At 63.4% G+C, this 16,438-nt stretch carries 13 protein-coding genes; 1 reads left to right on the top strand and 12 read right to left on the bottom strand.

Annotated features, from left to right (window positions below; all coding sequences use genetic code 11):
- Positions 1-47: 47 nt before the first annotated feature.
- The 8 genes from AC0L14_RS01930 to AC0L14_RS01895 form a co-directional block, all read right to left on the bottom strand.
- Positions 48-2,030 (bottom strand): ABC transporter permease, encoded by a 1,983-nt coding sequence (locus AC0L14_RS01930; protein WP_473748497.1) that lies wholly within the window; start codon positions 2,028-2,030, stop codon positions 48-50.
- Positions 2,027-3,100, bottom strand: coding sequence for a quaternary amine ABC transporter ATP-binding protein (locus tag AC0L14_RS01925; protein ID WP_473748496.1), 1,074 nt, complete (start codon positions 3,098-3,100; stop codon positions 2,027-2,029). The genes AC0L14_RS01930 and AC0L14_RS01925 overlap by 4 nt, the downstream gene beginning before the upstream one ends.
- Before the next feature lie 76 nt (positions 3,101-3,176).
- Positions 3,177-4,151: an ABC transporter substrate-binding protein gene (locus tag AC0L14_RS01920; RefSeq protein WP_473748494.1), complete on the bottom strand. Its 975-nt coding sequence runs from the start codon at positions 4,149-4,151 to the stop codon at positions 3,177-3,179.
- Between the two features lie 438 nt (positions 4,152-4,589).
- Positions 4,590-5,375, bottom strand: a complete 786-nt coding sequence (locus AC0L14_RS01915; protein WP_473748493.1) for an SDR family oxidoreductase — start codon at positions 5,373-5,375, stop codon at positions 4,590-4,592.
- 8 nt (positions 5,376-5,383) lie between these two features.
- Positions 5,384-6,148 (bottom strand): SDR family oxidoreductase, encoded by a 765-nt coding sequence (locus tag AC0L14_RS01910; RefSeq protein ID WP_473748492.1) that lies wholly within the window; start codon positions 6,146-6,148, stop codon positions 5,384-5,386.
- A gap of 143 nt (positions 6,149-6,291) precedes the next feature.
- Entirely contained in the window at positions 6,292-7,800 is a 1,509-nt protein-coding gene (locus AC0L14_RS01905; protein WP_473748491.1) for a sugar ABC transporter ATP-binding protein, read from the bottom strand.
- 66 nt (positions 7,801-7,866) lie between these two features.
- Positions 7,867-8,805, bottom strand: coding sequence for a sugar ABC transporter substrate-binding protein (locus AC0L14_RS01900; protein WP_123146961.1), 939 nt, complete (start codon positions 8,803-8,805; stop codon positions 7,867-7,869).
- Between the two features lie 147 nt (positions 8,806-8,952).
- Complete coding sequence (locus tag AC0L14_RS01895) at positions 8,953-9,963, bottom strand: ABC transporter permease (RefSeq protein WP_473488284.1); 1,011 nt, start codon at positions 9,961-9,963, stop codon at positions 8,953-8,955.
- 433 nt (positions 9,964-10,396) lie between these two features.
- On the opposite strand from AC0L14_RS01895, the gene AC0L14_RS01890 reads away from it, so the two are divergent.
- The gene (locus AC0L14_RS01890) at positions 10,397-11,359 is read left to right on the top strand and encodes a sugar-binding transcriptional regulator (protein ID WP_473488283.1); all 963 of its coding nucleotides are present in this window, start codon (positions 10,397-10,399) and stop codon (positions 11,357-11,359) included.
- A 27-nt stretch (positions 11,360-11,386) separates the two neighbouring features.
- Here AC0L14_RS01890 and AC0L14_RS01885 read toward each other — a convergent pair whose 3' ends face one another.
- From AC0L14_RS01885 to AC0L14_RS01870, 4 genes are all read right to left on the bottom strand, one after another.
- Positions 11,387-11,932 carry a hypothetical protein gene (locus tag AC0L14_RS01885; RefSeq protein ID WP_473748490.1) on the bottom strand — a complete coding sequence of 182 codons (546 nt, stop codon included), beginning with the start codon at positions 11,930-11,932 and terminating at the stop codon, positions 11,387-11,389.
- Between the two features lie 153 nt (positions 11,933-12,085).
- Entirely contained in the window at positions 12,086-13,579 is a 1,494-nt protein-coding gene (locus AC0L14_RS01880; protein WP_473748489.1) for a xylulokinase, read from the bottom strand.
- A gap of 20 nt (positions 13,580-13,599) precedes the next feature.
- Positions 13,600-14,922: an NAD(P)H-dependent oxidoreductase gene (locus AC0L14_RS01875; RefSeq protein ID WP_473488280.1), complete on the bottom strand. Its 1,323-nt coding sequence runs from the start codon at positions 14,920-14,922 to the stop codon at positions 13,600-13,602.
- 356 nt (positions 14,923-15,278) lie between these two features.
- Positions 15,279-16,385, bottom strand: a complete 1,107-nt coding sequence (locus tag AC0L14_RS01870; protein WP_473748488.1) for a mandelate racemase/muconate lactonizing enzyme family protein — start codon at positions 16,383-16,385, stop codon at positions 15,279-15,281.
- Positions 16,386-16,438 lie beyond the last annotated feature (53 nt).

Here is a 16,438-nt window from a genome sequence, read left to right as displayed (position 1 = left end):
ATGCATTTTGGGCAAGACGAAGGTGGGACGCGCGATGTATTTTCCAGCTACCCCAGCCTTGCCCGTGCCTTCGCCGTCCAGGCGTTGAACAGCCGGTCGGCGACGATGCCGATGAAGGCGATGGCCAGTCCGGCGACGATGCCGCGGCCTGAATCGGCCTTGGACAGTGCGATGAACACCTCCTGGCCGAGATCACGGGTGCCGACCATGGCGCAGATGATGATCATCGCGAGCGCCATCAGGATCGTCTGGTTGACGCCAAGCATGATCTCGGGCAACGCCAGCGGCAGCTGCACGCGCAGGAACGTCTGGCGCTTGGTGCAGCCCGACACCTTTGCCGCCTCGATCAGTGCCGGCGACACCTGCCTGAGGCCATAATTGGTGTAGCGGATGGCCGGCACCACGGCGAAGGCGACCGTGGCGATCATCGCCGTCACGTCGCCGACGCGAAACAGCATCACCACCGGAATGATGAAGCAGAACGACGGCAGCACCTGCAGCGTGTCGATCACCGGCGTGACGATCTTCTCGACACGATCGCTGCGTGATGCCATCAGTCCGATCGGGATGCCGATCAGGCAAGCGATGAAGGCCGAGATGCCGCAGAGATAGACCGTCGCCATGGTCTTTTCCCAGAGGCCGGTCACCGCGCAGAACACGGTCAGCGCCGCGACCAGGGCGGCCAGGCGCAGGCCGCCGAGCTGGTAGCCGGCAAGGCCAAGCAGAAACACCGCGCCCAGCCACGGGAAGCCCTCGCAGAAGGCGCGCACCGGGTTCAGCACATTGAGGATCAGCGCCACGCGGAACGCTTCGATCGTGTCGAAGAAGTTGATCGTGATCCAGCTCACTGCTGTCTTCCACATGGGTGCGGTGGTGAAGGTGATCGCCTTCGGCACTGCGGCGAACGCCGGCACGAACAGGCCTAGCAGTGTCGTGACGGCAAGGATGGCGATGGCCAGCGTCAGGTTGGGGTAGCGCCGCCAGAAGCTCGGACTGACCATTTGATAGACATGACCTTGCGCGTGATTGCGCGCGATCGCCTGGCTCAGCCGGTCGAGCGCGATCGCCAGTGCCACGATGGCGAGGCCGGCTTCCATCGCCTCGCCGACCTTTAGCGCGCGCAGCGCCAGCAGCACGTCGTAGCCGAGGCCGCCGGCGCCGATCATCGAGGCGATGATCACCATATTGAGCGCGAGCATGATGACCTGATTGACGCCGACCATCAGCGCTGGACGCGCCGACGGCAAAAGCACGCGCCACAGTTTCTGGCGTGCCGTGCAGCCGGCCATCTCGCTGAAATCGTCGATTTCGGACGGCACCCGCGACAGCCCCAGCATCGTCGCGCGCACCATTGGCGGCGTGGCGAAAATGGCCGTCGCGATCATCGCCGAAACCGGGCTGTTGCCGAACAGCAGAAGCATCGGGATCAGATAGGCGAAGGTCGGGATGGTCTGCATCAGGTCGAGGGCAGGGGAGATCAACAGCCTCTCCGCCCAAGGCTTGCGCCACGCCCAGATGCCGACGAACAATCCGGTGACGATGCAGAACGGCACGGCGATGGAGATCAGCCCGAGCGTCAGCATTGCGCTGGTCCATTGGCCGAACAGCGCGATGTAGAGAAAACAGCCGCCGACCAGCGCGCCGAGCTTCCAGCCACCGGCGGCGCGGCCGGCCAGGAATGCAGCGATGCACACGCCGACCCAGGACAGGCGCGGCAGGACGACCATATCCGCGCCACGGCCGATCTTGAAATTCTTGGCAAGCAGATTGAGTGCGAAATCGAGCGGCACGCCGAGCGCCGCGGTGATCGACCGCGTCAGCCAGGAGAAGTTCGACTTTATCAGGTTCATCAGCGCGCTGACCCAGTCGGCGACCGGAACGATTGCGCCGGCCGGATAGTTGACCGCCCAGGGCAGCCTGTCCTGCAGCAGGAACACGGAAAGCACGGCGGCAAGGGCGCAGGCCCAGACCACCAGCCAGATCTGAACCGGCCGCGATCTCGCCTCGCTGGTGCCTGCCGTCACAGTCATGCGCCGGCCCCGGGACGTTCGATGCCTGCCAGAAGATCGATCACGGCTTGCGGCGTGACTTCGCCGATCGGCTTGCCGCTGCCGTTGACCACCGCAAACGGCTTGCCGGCCGAGACGATATCAGCCGAAAAACTTGATATCTTGGCATCCGGCGCGACCATGCCGCCATGTTCGGTGCCGTCGCAGGCGCGCATCAGGCTTCGTGCCGAGATCACCTTGGCGCGGTCGACGTCGCGGGTGAATTCAGCGACATAGTCGGTCGCCGGATTGACTACCAACTCTTCGGGCGTACCGATCTGGATGACCTCGCCGTCCTTCATGATGGCGATGCGGTCGGCCAGCCGGATGGCCTCGTCGAAATCATGGGTGATGAAGACGATGGTCTTGTGCAGCATGGTCTGCAGCCGCATCAGTTCGTCCTGCATCTCGCGGCGGATCAGCGGATCGAGCGCCGAGAACGGCTCGTCGAGAAACCAGATTTCCGGCTTGGTGGCGAGGCTGCGGGCGATGCCGACCCGCTGCTGCTGGCCACCGGAAAGCTCGCGCGGGTAGAAATGCTCGCGGCCGCGCAAGCCGACGAGCTCGATCACTTCCCGCGCGCGCTTTTCGCGAGTCGGCCGGTCCTGTCCCTGGATGCCCAAGGGAAAGGCGATGTTCTCCAGCACATTCAGATGCGGCAGCAGGGCGAAATTCTGGAACACCATGCCCATGCGGTGGCGCCGCAGCTCGATCAGCGCGGCATCGGAGACCTTTAGGAGATCCTTGCCCTCGAACTCGACCTTGCCATGCGTCGGCTCGACCAGCCGCGACATGCAGCGCACCAGCGTCGATTTGCCGGAGCCGGACAGGCCCATGATGATGAAGATCTCACCTTGTCGGATTTCGAGGTCGACGGCGCGCACCGCGCCGACCAGCCCGGCCGCGGCGACCTCCGCCATGCTGGCCTTGCCGTCGCGCTGGCGGATGAAATTGGCCGCGTTCGCGCCGAACAGCTTCCAGACGTTGCGGCAGGCGAGCTTTATCGGGCGGGCATCTGCCGCTTGCGGTACCTGTTCAGTCGTATCGGCCATGCACTCGTCCTTCTGGAATATGGGATAGAGACCCGGCCACAAGGGGCCGGGTCTCGCAGTTTTCCAGTTGGAACGATCACTCGGCCCAGGCTTTCCAGTCGGCTTCGTGGGCGGCGATCCAGGCGGCGGCGACGTCTTCCGGCGTCTTGCCTTCGAGATCGATCTCGCCGCTCATCTTGTTGAGCTCGTCGGTGTCGACCGTGTAGTTCTTCGCGACCTTGTAGGCGACCGGCCATTTGTCCTTCATGCCGGCCCAGGAATATTTCCAGATCTCGCCATGCGGCTTGCCGCAGTCGTATTTCGCTTCAGGGTTCACACCCCATTTCGGGTCGTTGTAGCATTCCGGCGTGTAATCGGGGAATTCGACCCATTCGCCCTTATATTTGGCCGGCGCCCAATGTGGCGAATAGACCCACAGCATGATCGGCGCCGTGCGCTGATAGGCCGAATCCAGTTCGGCGAACATCGCCGCATCGGTGCCGGCGTGGATGACGGTGAAGGGCAGCTTCAGCGCCGCGGCACGCTCGTCGTCAAAACCTTCCCACGTCACGGGGCCGCCGAGATAGCGGCCGTTCGGCGCCGTTTCCGCCGTCGAGAAGGCTTCGGCGCATTTCGGGTCCTTCAGCGCCTCCCAGTTCGGCAGCCCCGGGCATTTCTCCTTCATGTATTCGGGATACCACCATTCTTCCTTGGCCTTGGGCCCGAGCGCACCGAGGCGTTCGGTCTGCCCGGTCGCATCCGAGGCCTTCATGGCTTCGCCGGCAGTCGTGTCCCAGAATTCCAGCGCGACAGTGAGATCGCCATTGGTAAGTCCGGTGGTCAGGCTGGAGAGATAGTCGGCGGTCGGGTACTCGACCGTGTATCCGAGCTTTTCCAGAATGCCGCCGAGGATCTTTGCGTTCAGATTGACGCTGGTCCAGTCGAACAGCGCGATCTTGATCGGGTCGTTGGATTCTGGCGCCGCAGCCTGAGCCGAAGGCGTCAGCACACTTGCCGCGGCAAGCGCAAAAGCTCCCATTGATAATCTGGATATCATACTCCGAAGTGACATGCCTGTTCTCCTGTCAAGCTCTGGTGGAAGTTATTGTTCGTTCCCTTCTTGCGTCTTTTTTGATTGTGTTGGAAAAGCTGATCGTTGCGCAAGGCCATTGGCACCAAATTGCTGTCGGCGCTAAAGTCGCCGCAGACGCAATGATGCCCAATTCGACGAAGTTGTCGTGCGGAACGGGACCGCGTCATGGCTGCCGTGCTGCCGAAGCAGTGATCTGCGGATCGATCGCCGGTCTTGCGGCGCCCTTAAGCTTGCGAGCCATCAAGTTCCCATGATGTCGGCTGCCGGCAGTCGCCGAAGCCATTTTCATGGGATGAAATTATATATACCAACGTTCATGTCGCGCAACGACTAACGCGGCGCGAATCGCGCAATTCGGCTGCAGTTTCGCCGCCTGCCGATTAAATCAGCAGATTGACGCGTGAACCTGCCCGTTGCTCACGACATGATCAGCCCGCCATCGACATTGATGGTCTGACCGGTGATGTAGGCGGCGTCGCTGCTGGCCAGAAAGCTGACCAGGCCGGAAACGTCCTCGCCGCTGCCGGCGCGGCCCATCGGGATGTTCTTAACCCATTCGGCCATCAACTCGCCCGGCTTGTAATCGCCCATCAGCTTGCCCCATGCCGCGTCGTTATAGGCCCACATGTCGGTGTCGATGATGCCGGGACAGATCGCGTTGACAGTGATCTTCTCCTTAGCAACCTCCTTGGCGAGGCTCTGAGTGATGCCGACGACGCCGAATTTCGAGGCGGCATAGTGCGGCGTGTAGATGAAGCCCTGGCGCGCCTGGCCGGATGCGGTGTTGATCAGCCTGCCGCCGTCGCCATGTTTGCGGATGCGTGCGATCGCCTCCTGGCAGCACAGGAACACGCCCTTGGTGTTGACCGCCATCACCTTGTCCCATTCGGCCTCGGTCATCGCCTCGATCCTGGCGATGGTGATAACGCCGGCATTCTGTACTGAGATGTCGACGCGGCCGAACTGCTGTTCGGCCAGATCGTAGAGGGCAGCGACCTCGTCCTTCTTCGTCACGTCCATGCGCAGCGATGCGACCTTGGCGCCTTCCGCCTTCAGGCCTGCGGCGATCTCGTCGATGCGCGGGTCGATGGCGCTGACGACGACAGCCGCGCCCTCAGCCGCGAAGCGCCGGGCCATCGCCGCACCGATGCCGCCGCTGGCGCCGGTGATGACCGCCGTCTTCCCCTGGAATCGTTTCTGCATTTTCTCTCCTACCAGCAGACGAAGCCGCCATCGACGATCAGGTCGATGCCGGTGACGAAACTCGAAGCGCGGCTGGCCAGGAACACGGTCGGGCCGACCATCTCTTCCGGCGCCGCCATGCGCCCCATCGGCGTATCGCGCTCGAAGATCCTGACCTGGTCGGCGACCTCCGGCCGCTTGTTCATCGGCGTCAGCGTATAGCCGGGGCTGACGACGTTGACCCGCAAGCCGCGATCGGCCCATTCCATGGCAAGGCTCTTCGACATGTGGATGACGGCGGCCTTGGATGAATTGTAATGCGCCTGGGTCAGGCCGCGATTGACGATCGAGCCCGACATCGAGGCGATGTTGATGATCGAGCCCTTGCGCCGCGACAGCATGGTGCGCGCTTCGGCCTGGCAGGACAGGAACACGCCGTTGACATTGACGTCGTAAAGCTTCTGCCATTTCTCCAGCGACAATGTCTCGGCCGGCTCTGCCGCGGCAATGCCGGCATTGTTGACGGCGACGGTCAGCGCGCCCAGTTCCTTCTCCGTGCGTTCGATCGCCGCCGCGAGATCGGCCTCTGAAGTCACCGTGCCGGACAGCACCAGCGCCTTGCGGCCGAGCGCCGAAATTCTGTGCGCGGTCTCGTCCAGCCCGCCCTTCGAGGCATGGCCGAAACAGGCGATGTCGGCGCCGGCCTCGGCCAGGCCGATGGCGATTGCTTGCCCGATGCCGCTGCCGGCGCCGGTGACGAGGGCAACGTTCCCATGAAGATCGAATAGTTTCATCGAAATGTTTCCTTTTGAGCCGCCGGTGCTGCCTAGGAAGGAAGGAAGGGGCGCCAGTCCTAGCTGGCGCCCCGCGCGGTCCGGTGCCTGGGAGGGTATCACCTGCTGCGCTTTATTCCGATTCCCCAATCGCTGGTCACGTCCTAGCTTGTGGCGAGTTCCATGACGGCGACGTTGCTCGCTTCGCTGCGGTCGAGAATGCCGCGCTGGCGGCCACGGCTCAGCACCAGCACGCGATGTGACAGACCGAGCACTTCCTCGAGGTCGGAGCTCACCACCACCACCGCCATTCCGGAGCGGGCGAGGTCGGCGATGACATCGTAGATCGCGGCGCGGGCGCCGACATCGATGCCGCGTGTCGGCTCGTCCAGGATGAACACCTTGGGCGGCCGCGAAATCCATTTGGCGATAATCACCTTCTGCTGATTGCCGCCGGAAAGCTTGCTGATCGCCTGGTTGGGCCGGCCCTTGACGCCGAGCCGGCCAATGCCGGCCTCGGCGAATTTCTGTACCGCCTTGGGAAATACCCAGCCATTCGGCGCGACATGGTCGAAATTGCCGATCGCCAGATTCTCGCCGATGGTCTGGTCGAGCACCACGCCTTGCGCCTTGCGGTCTTCCGGAACCAGCACGACGCCGGCCTTGATCGCCGCCGCCGGGCCATTGAGGTGCACCGGTTTGCCGGCGACACGCACCGACCCTGAGGAAATCGGATCGGCGCCGGCGATCGCCCGCACCAGCTCGGTGCGGCCGGCGCCGATCAGGCCGGCGATGCCAAGGATTTCGCCGGTCCGCACCGAGAAGCTGACATTCTGAAAGCTGCGTTCCGGCGAGGACAGGTTCTCGACCTCGAGCAACGTCTCGCTGCCCGGCTGCGAGAGCGGCGGGAACATCCGCTCGACGCTGCGGCCGACCATCTGCTCGACTATCGCGCGCACCGGAATGTCGGCGCGCTCGTGGCGGGCGACGATGCGCCCGTCGCGCATCACCACCACTCGGTCGGCGATCTCTGCGATCTCGTCCAGCCGGTGGCTGATATAGATGAAGGACATGCCTTCCGCCTTGAGCTTGCGGATCTGCTGGAACAACAGTTCCGTTTCCTCGCTGCCAAGCGCTGCTGTCGGTTCGTCGAAGATCAGAAGCTCGGCATTGAGCGTCAGCGCCTTGGCAATCTCGACCTGCTGCTGGGCGGCGATGCGCAGCGTGCGCACCTTGCGTTCCGGCGAGACATCGAGGCCTAGCCGCTTCAACTGCGCCGATGCCCGTGCATTCATTGCCGCGCGATCGATGCGGCCGCCGCGCATCGGCAGGCGTCCGACATAGACGTTCTCGGCGACCGACAGATCCGGCAGCAGCTTCAGTTCCTGGTGGATCATTCCGACGCCGGCGTCGATGGCGGCGGCGGGAGAGGCGGGGGAATAGGGCTTCCCCCGCCATGTGATGGTGCCGGCATCGGATTTGGTCGACCCGGCGATGATGTTCGAAACGGTGGACTTGCCTGCGCCATTTTCGCCAAGCAGCGCCACGACCTCGCCCGGCCGCACCTCGAAGCTTGCATCGGCCAGGACCTGGACCGGTCCGTAGCTCTTGCAGAGGCCGTTGACGAAGAGCCCCAGATGCGGTGTCTGCGTGTGGCTGGGATCCAAGGACATCGTTCCGCTCGTTAACCGTCAGAAATGCTTGGGATCAGGGATGCCTGATATTATGGATGCCTGATATTAGGGATGCTTGGCGATGAACTGATCGACATTGTCCTTGGTGGTCAGCGTCGCGTCCTGCAGCTGTTCTGCGGGAACGGTTTCGCCGGCAACCAGCTTGATCGCCGCATCGACGGAAAGCCGGCCCATGCCTTGTGTCTGCTGCGTCGCGGTTACGTCAAAAACGCCGCCCTTCAGAGCCTTGAGCGCCGCCACGTCGCCGTCGAAGCCGGCAACCCAGACCTTGTGGCCGGGATTGGCGACCTTGACCGCCTGCGCAGCACCGAGCGCCAGCGCGTCGGCCTGGCCGATGACGATCGATACGTCGGGATGGGACTGCAGCAGGTCCTGCGTCAGCTTGAAACCTTCGTCCTGATGCCAGCCTTCGCTCCATAGCTCGCCGACCACCTTGATGTCGGGATAGGCGCTCAGCGCTTCGCCGCAGCCCTTCGACCGGTCGACCTCGGGCGTCGTGCCTTTCTGGCCATGGATGATGATCAGCTCGCCCTTGCCGCCGGCCTGCTTGGCGATGTAGTCGCATACCGCCTTGGCCGACGCCACGCTGTTGGTGGCGATGAAGGTGTCGCCGGGTGCGCCTTCAGCGTTGCGGTCGACATTGATGACCGGGATGCCGGCCGCCTTGGCCGTCTTGGTCGGCACGGTGGCGGCGGTGGCGCCGGCCGGGATGTAGATCAGCGCATCGATGTTCTGCGTGATCAGATCCTGCACCTGGCTGACCTGGGTCGCCGAATCGCCCTTGGCGTCGACGGTGACGATTTCGATGCCCTTTTCCTTGCCATAGGCTTCGACGGACTGCTTGATCTGGTTGAAGAAGTCGGCCTGCAGATTGGCGACGGCAAGGCCAAGCTTCTTGGCCTCCTTGGCCGACGCCATGTCGGACAATCCGAGCAGCGGAATGACGGCCGCGGCAGCTAGCAGCAATGAACGTTTGGTCAGCATGTGTTTCCTCCGTTGATGTTCAATCTGTCCTGCCGGCGCATCACGGCGCCCCTTGGCCGAACAACTCCCAGTTTCGGATCACCGATCCGTTTTCGCCCGGACATCCGGGTGAATCTCATTGCGCCCCGCTCTTCATTGCGCCCCGCTTCATTGTGCTCTGCGCCGCCATGTATCCGTGGCCACCGCCAGTGCGATCACGACGCCGATCACCACCTGCTGGACGAAGGGCGACACGCCGAGCAGGTTCAGCCCGTTGCGCAGCACGCCGATGATCAGCACGCCGATCGCGGTGCCGCCGATCGAGCCGATGCCGCCTGACAGGCTGGCGCCGCCGATCACCACCGCGGCGATCGTGTCCAGTTCGTAGCCGAAGCCGGAGCTCGGCTGGACGGAATCGAGCCGTGCCGCAAGCACGATGCCGGCAAGCCCGGCCAGCACGCCGCAGATCGCATAGACCCAGTTGGTCAGCGACTTGACTGGTATGCCGGACAGCCGGGCGACCTCGGCGCTGCCGCCGATCGCGTAGAGGCTGCGGCCGGTGGCGCGATAGTTCAGGAAGATCGCGAAGATGATGGCCAGCACGATCATCAAGCCGACGGTGACCGACAGGAAGCCGAAATGGCGGATAATCGACAGGCTGGTGAACCAGTCGGGAAAGCCGATGATCTGCGAGCCGTCGGTGATCATGTTGGCGAGACCGCGCGCCACCGACATCATGGCCAGCGTGGCGATGAAGGGCGGCAGCTTGGTGACGGTCACGAGCAGGCCTGAAACCAGCCCGCAGAGTCCAGCAACGACAAGCGCTGTGACGATGCCGGCGGGCATGCCGAGATTGAGATGGTCGGGATGGGCGACGAACCCCATCACCATGGCGGCGAGCGCCAGCACGGAGCCGACGGAAAGATCGATGCCGCCGATCAGGATGACCAACGTCATGCCGATCGCCATGATGCCGAGCACGGTGACCTGGTCGAGCACGTTGAGGATGTTGCGGACGGTCAGGAACGTGTCGGTGGTCAGCGACAGCGCAAGGCACAGCAGTACCAGCCCGATCAGCGGTCCCAAGGTTCCGGCGAACAGGGCCGAAAGCTTCGTGCCCGCCGCGGCCTGCGCACTTGGGCCGGCCTTCAACTCGCTTGCACCGTTGCTCAGAGCCATCTTGTCTCCTCCATCAGCGATCCGGCGATGCGTCGTCGGCTCACTCTTGCTCACCAGGCACCTCCCTGTGAACAATTTATCTTTGATATGTAATTTTGTTCAGCTAAACTGTTCGTCGGAAAATTGTCAAGGCCCGCCGCATCATTCCACGCCGGTTTGCGCCGCCAGCCGGTTTGCCTTACGAAAGGGCATGAAATGCCGCGTTTCAGGTCCGCTCTCATCCTGCGACTTCGTTTCGTCTGCTTGAGCAGGCCGGGACGGCCAAGACAAAGTAAATGTTGACCATTTTGGCTTTCATCTCGCGTTGTAGACGATATCCTGTCGATGTCTTAAACCTTGAATCCTGGGCATGCAGATCGATTTCGTGGCGCTTGGTCGGATACGCCATTTGAATGGCATTTAAGGATTCGGACGACCGCGTGAGGGCAAAAAGATGGCGATGATAGAGAATGACAGGGCCTCGCGCTTCCCGGATGCCGAGCTGAAGGCCCGTGCCGCATGGCACTATTATGTCGAGGGGCTGACGCAGGAGAGGATTTCGGAGATCCTCGGCATCGGCCGCATCAAGGTGCATCGCATCCTCTCCGCCGCGCGCGAGGAGGGCGTCGTCCAGTTCCGCATCCGCGACAGCGTCGTCGAATGCTTGGTGCTGGAAGAGGCCTTGAAGCAGCGTTTCGGGCTCAGCCAGGCCATTGTGGTGCCGTCGGCCGCTGACCGAAGCAATGCGCCGCTGATGATCGGCCATGCCGCGGGCGCCTATCTGGCCGACAATGTGAATGCCGGCGATGTCATCGCACTGGGCTGGGGGCGGACGCTGAAATTCGCCATCAATGAATTGCCGCGGCGGCCGATCGCCAGGACCACGGTGGTCTCCATGCTGGGCGGCCTCACCCATGCCCAGCCGCTCAACCCGACCGAGAGCGCCTGGGAATTCGCCGAAAAGATCGGCGCCGAGTGCTTCCTGCTGCCGGTACCGGTCTATGCCGACAGGCCGGAGCAGCGCGAAGCCTTCATGAGCCAACGCAGCGTTCAGGACGTCGTCTTCCGCGCGCGCCGTGCAAACATCGCCGTGCTCAGCGTCGGATCATTTTCCAATGACAGTCCGATCGCCAATTACGGCTTCATCAAGCCCAGCGAACTCGAGGAGCTGCAGACGGCCGGCGCTGTTGGCGATATTTTGTGCCATTTCGTTGACGCCGAGGGCAGGCTCGTCGACCATGAGGTCAATCGTCGGGTCTGCGCCTATCCGCTGCAGGACCTGTCGGACATCCCGGCCATCATCCTGGTTTCGGGAGGGCAGGAAAAAATCGCGATCATGCGGGCGGCGCTCGCCAACACCAAAGTATCGGTTCTGATCACCGACGAGGATGCCGCCAAGGGCCTGCTCAACCGCTGAGTTTTGCGCGCCTAGGACAGAGGCAGCTCAAAATTCACAGGGCTTGGGGCGGCTGTCATATGACCAGTCGGCGAGAGCCACTGGCTTGAATTCTCCTTCGATCGGTCTGCCGTCATCCAGTCCTTGCGAGGCGATGCCTTTGCCGGTGAGATAGTTGATGTCGCAACTGCCCAGCGTTGTTTCCACGTCGCCATCGGACGTCTGGACGTTCCAGTCCCAGTACCGGCTATAGCCGGCGACCAGGAATTTGCCGCCGCGATGGACGACCATGAGGGTCTCCGCCCATGATTTGTTGGCTCCGCAGCCGAAACAGGAGGTGACGCTCAGCGATCCTTTGCGCTTGCTTTCGAGCTCAAGAACTCGGCCCTCCGTAAGCGCCCTCTTGATGAAAGCCGGCTTGCGCGAAGGATCGAGCTTTTCATCGCCGGCAGCCAGATAGATGTAAAGGTCCGCTTGCCCACTGTCGGGATCCTGCACCATTACGGCCCGATCCATCTGCCCATCATCATCGATGTCGAGCGCAACCTCGAGCGGCGCCTCGGCCGCGGGCCCGTTCTCCGCGAGCGAGGACATTGGAATTGCCGCAACGGCGACAATCCAAGACAAGGCCGCATGATGAAACGCCGTCTTCATGAGCAATCCAATGCCCCCGGAATCGAGCATTGGAATCTAACATTGGCTGGACAAGACGCAAAATCAAAGACGCCAGACGTCTAGGTCGTGAATTCACGCCGTCGCGTTGCCGAGCCGCACGTGGATAGCGCGCGTCGCCTGATAGAGGTCGCGGTAGATCGCCTTGCGCGTGCGGTAACCGGAGACCAGATCGCCGACGGGGTCGACGTGCCTGGTCGGCGGCACGGCCATAGCCTCGGCCGCCGTTTCGGGCGAGGCAAACCATCCGACGGCCGAAGCCGCCAGCATGGCGGCGCCGAGTGCTGCGGCTTCGTTGACCGGTGAGACGGAGAGCGGCCGCTCGAGCACGCTTGCCATGATCCGCATCAGCAGCACCGAATTGGTGCCGCCGCCGGCGGCGATCATCGCCGCCGGTTTGCCGCCGGCTTGAGTTTCCATTGCCTCGCTGGCGATGGCCTGCTCGAAGGCGATGCCTTCCAGAACCGCTCGAAAAAGGTGCTTCGGCTCATGGTCGAGCGACAGGCCGACAATGGCGCCGCGCGCCGCGCCGTCCCAATAGGGGCTCATGACGCCGGCCCAATACGGCATGACAAGCAGTCCCTCGCTGCCGGCGGCAACGTCCACCGCCGCCTTCTCCAGCGCTGCGGCCGACGGCGAGCCGGTGGTGCGAACGATCCAGTCGACCAGTTGCATGCCGGAGCGCAGCACGGTCTCCAGCATGAACCCCGAGCCGGTGGGCGAGACCAGCGTTCGAAACGCGTCCGACGTCGCCATCCCATGGGAATAACAGCCGCTGACGACGCCTGAACCGAGCGAAAGATAGCTTTTGCCTTCGCCATAGACGCCCATGCCGAGTCCCATCGCCTGGCCGGCGCCGGCGCCGGCGACAACAGGCGTGCCGGGCTTCAGGCCGGTCAGCCTGGCCACGCTTTCACTAAGCCTGCCGCAGATCGCGCCGGGCGCGACCAGTTGCGGCAACTGGTCCGGCCGCAGTCCTGCGGCCTCGACGAGCTCAGGGTGCCAAGTGCCATTCTTGATGTCGAGCAGCCCGAGCGGATCCGCACTTGCCGTGCTGGTGACTAGACTTCCGGTCAGCCGGTGGACGAAGAAGCCGTGCACGTCGACAAGTGCGGCTGCGTCGTCGAGCGCTTGCGGCTGGTGTTCGGCAAGCCAGGCGATCGCATAGAGCGCGGGCGTCGGGTCCGGCGGCTTGCCGCTCCAGTCGCGGATCGCCTCGCGGCCGAGTTCAGCTGAAAGCCTGATGACTTGCGGACGGGCGCGCTCGTCCAGCCACAGGATCGCGGGAATAAGCGGCTTGCCGGCATGATCAATCAGCGTAAAGGTCTCGCGCTGGTGGGCGATGGAGATCGCCGCCACCCGCGCAGCGCCAACCGCCTCAGTGACCTGCTTCAAGGCGCCGAGCAGCGCGGTCCACCAATGTTCGGCATCCTGCTCGAAATGGCCGGGCTTGGGATTTGAAAGCGGATAGGCTTCGCGCGCCTGGAACAGCTCCTTGCCGTCGCGCGTGAAGGCAATCGCTTTCACGGCCGTGGTCGAGGCGTCGATCCCGATTACGACATCGTCCATCAGGCGGAAATCCAGCGGATTTAGGCGGCGTTCGTAACGAACCGTCCGTCCGACTGGTCGAGACGACGGCGGATCTGGGTTATCACCATCGAATCGTCGGGTACACAATTTTCATAGGTGAGGAAATCGCCTGTCTTGACCGGTTTGACCACCTTGGCGCGTTCGGCGAGGCCGAGCGGCAGGGCGCCACGGGCGCGTGCGTCTTCCCAGGTCATGGCGAAGCCGCGATAGTCGTTCTCGCCGATCATGCCCAGCGACTGGCCAAGGCCAAGGTCGCTCTTGGCAACCGCCACCGCCTCGGCGACTGGATGGTCGAGCGGCTCCATGTCGGCGCGCTTGTAGACCACGGCGCGCGCCGCCGACAGCGGCACTTCCAGGCTGGTCAGGTGGTAGGGGCGGAAGATCGTGAAATACGGCCCCTTGCCGACCTTGAGGTCGATCATGCGCTCCAGCACCCGTGGATGCCTGGTCTCGATGATGCAAAACACGCCGGGCGCCACGCCCTTGCCGATCGAATAGTCGACCACGCCCTTGCGGTGCAGCACGCCGCCATCCTCGCGCGGGCAGAGCACGCCGGCGAGCTCCTCCAGAGTCGCGGTCGGGCCGTGCATGCCGGGCACGTCGGGCACCAGGCCGGTGGCGTTGGCGATCGCCACCATCTCGATCGCCGTCTTCGAGCCGTCGACGAATTCGACCAGCATGCGCGCATTCATGTTGCGCTCGGCCGCCTCCTTCTCGTAGTCGGCCGGCATGGCGTCGATCTTCAGCGGATTGTTCTTGCCCTTGCCGGCGGCGATGATGTTGAAGCCGAGGCTCTTGGCAAAGCCGATGATCTCCAGCGTGCAGGCCGGCTCGTCGCCGGCGGCACCCGTATAGACGACGCCGGCCTTGCGCGCCTCTTCCTTGAGGAAGCGGCCGATGGTGATGTCGGCCTCGACATTGAGCATGACGATGTGCTTGCCGTTCTTCATCACTTCGAGTGCAAACAGCGTGCCGATATTGGGATTGCCTGTCGCGTCGATGATGACGTCGATGCGGCCGGCGGACGCCAGCGCATGCAGGTCTTCGGTCACCGCGATCTTGCCGGCCTCGATGGCGCGGTCGATCGCCGCTGCATTGCCGGCCTGCACGATATCCGAGCGGTCGTGGCCGGCGAGCAGCGCTGCGTCGATCGCCGCCTGGGGCCTGACCTCGGAAATGGCGCCGATCCGCATGCCCGGCATCAGCGCCACCTGGACGACGATGTCGGTGCCCATCTGCCCGGCACCGGCAAGCCCGATGGTGATCGGTCCCTGCTTTTCAGCGCGCTGCAAAAGTTCCGCTGCAAATTGCGGATGGGCCATGTCGCTTCCTCCAGTTCCTGACGCGCCGCAGCGTCGAAGTCATCATTTTGAACATTCCTATTTCCAAATGAAAAATATTTCAACCTGCAATTCGGCAGCCGTCCCCCAACATTCTGTGATTTCAATTTGTGCGCCCTTGGCATGCGACTTGGCTGCGCGGTCAGCTAGGGAGCAGAGAAGAAGGCGTGATCTTTAGTCTAGAATGCAGACGGCGATGACCGAGACATCGCTTCTCGCAAGCGAGCAAGTGCGGCGATAAGTTGTTCCATGGCCGTTCAGCTGCCGCTGCGCCAATCGCTAGCGACGAAGCCGCGCAACAGATAGCGCCAGCGGCATGCTCGGCGCACGCCAGTATCTCAGCTGCCGACCTCGAAGAAGGGCGCGCCAAGCAGGTCGGGAACAACGTCGATGCCGAGGCCCGGCCCGTCCGGAACGCCCATTCGGTTTCCCGAAACCGGCGGCTTGTTCGATGCGGTGCGCACCGTCACCCATTCGTGGAAGGCAATGGCGTGCAGCCGGCGCTCCTCCGGCGTCGACAGTGACAGATGCGCCATGGCTGATGTGTCGATCTCGGCGCCGCCGGTGTCCTCGACGGTGATCATGAAACCAAGATCGACGGCAAGGTCGCGGATCTGCCGCGTCTTGGTCACGCCGCCAAGCCGCGAGATTTTCAGCGTCAGCCCGTCGGCCGCGCCTTTGCGGTGGATGTCGAGCATGTCGTCCAGCGAGGCGACGGATTCGTCGAGCACCATCGGCTTGTCGAGCGAGCGGCGCACCGACATGCATTCGTCGATCGTGGTGCAGGGCTGCTCGAATGTGTAGTCGATGGCGCGCGTCGCGTCAGTGAACTGGCGCGCCTGATAGTGCGTCCAGCCGGCATTGGCGTCGCAGAAGATCACCGTGCCCTTCGGCACCGAAGCGGCGACCGCGGTGACGCGCTCGATATCGTCATGGACGTTGCCGCCGACCTTTACCTGCAGCCGGTGGAACCCGTCATTGACGATGCGCTTGGCCAGTGCGGCCATCGCATCGACCGTGCCATGGGTGACGACCTTGTAGAGCTCCGCCGTCTCGCTCTCGCGCCCGCCGAGCAGAGTGACCAGCGGCACGTCGGCGGCGCGTGCCGCGAGATCCGAACATGCCATGTCCAGCGCCGACTTGATGTAGGGGTGGCCCTTGAACACCGTGTCCATCAGCCTGCCGATACTGGCCATCGCGCGAGGATCGTGGCCGAGCAGATGCGGTGCAATTTCGATGACGCCGGCGCGAACGCCGGCCGCGAATGCCGGCGAGTAGAAATTGCCGAGCGGCGCCATCTCGCCCCAGCCGGTGAGACCGCTGTCGGAGGTGATGGCGACGATCACCGCGTCGAACGCGTCGGAGACACGCCCTTTCGACATACGGTAGGGCCCGTCCACGAAGGGTTGCACGACATGATAGGCCTTGATGGTTTTGATCTGCACGTTCTCTGTCCGTTGTCTGTGATGTCGCGGCGAACCGCCAATTGGCGGCCTCT

It is taken from the genome of Mesorhizobium sp. WSM4841, assembly GCF_055811515.1.
Note: the sequence above shows the minus strand (reverse complement) of the source record. Positions and strands in the feature narration are given on the sequence as shown.

Excerpts from the sequence above, each read along its gene's own strand:
- AC0L14_RS01930 (WP_473748497.1), bottom strand. The coding sequence starts at position 2,030 with ATGACTGTGACGGCAGGCACCAGCGAGGCGAGATCGCGGCCGGTTCAG.
- AC0L14_RS01925 (WP_473748496.1), bottom strand. The coding sequence starts at position 3,100 with ATGGCCGATACGACTGAACAGGTACCGCAAGCGGCAGATGCCCGCCCG.
- AC0L14_RS01920 (WP_473748494.1), bottom strand. The coding sequence starts at position 4,151 with ATGTCACTTCGGAGTATGATATCCAGATTATCAATGGGAGCTTTTGCG.
- AC0L14_RS01915 (WP_473748493.1), bottom strand. The coding sequence starts at position 5,375 with ATGCAGAAACGATTCCAGGGGAAGACGGCGGTCATCACCGGCGCCAGC.
- AC0L14_RS01910 (WP_473748492.1), bottom strand. The coding sequence starts at position 6,148 with ATGAAACTATTCGATCTTCATGGGAACGTTGCCCTCGTCACCGGCGCC.
- AC0L14_RS01905 (WP_473748491.1), bottom strand. The coding sequence starts at position 7,800 with ATGTCCTTGGATCCCAGCCACACGCAGACACCGCATCTGGGGCTCTTC.
- AC0L14_RS01900 (WP_123146961.1), bottom strand. The coding sequence starts at position 8,805 with ATGCTGACCAAACGTTCATTGCTGCTAGCTGCCGCGGCCGTCATTCCG.
- AC0L14_RS01895 (WP_473488284.1), bottom strand. The coding sequence starts at position 9,963 with ATGGCTCTGAGCAACGGTGCAAGCGAGTTGAAGGCCGGCCCAAGTGCG.
- AC0L14_RS01890 (WP_473488283.1), top strand. The coding sequence starts at position 10,397 with ATGGCGATGATAGAGAATGACAGGGCCTCGCGCTTCCCGGATGCCGAG.
- AC0L14_RS01885 (WP_473748490.1), bottom strand. The coding sequence starts at position 11,932 with ATGTCCTCGCTCGCGGAGAACGGGCCCGCGGCCGAGGCGCCGCTCGAG.
- AC0L14_RS01880 (WP_473748489.1), bottom strand. The coding sequence starts at position 13,579 with ATGGACGATGTCGTAATCGGGATCGACGCCTCGACCACGGCCGTGAAA.
- AC0L14_RS01875 (WP_473488280.1), bottom strand. The coding sequence starts at position 14,922 with ATGGCCCATCCGCAATTTGCAGCGGAACTTTTGCAGCGCGCTGAAAAG.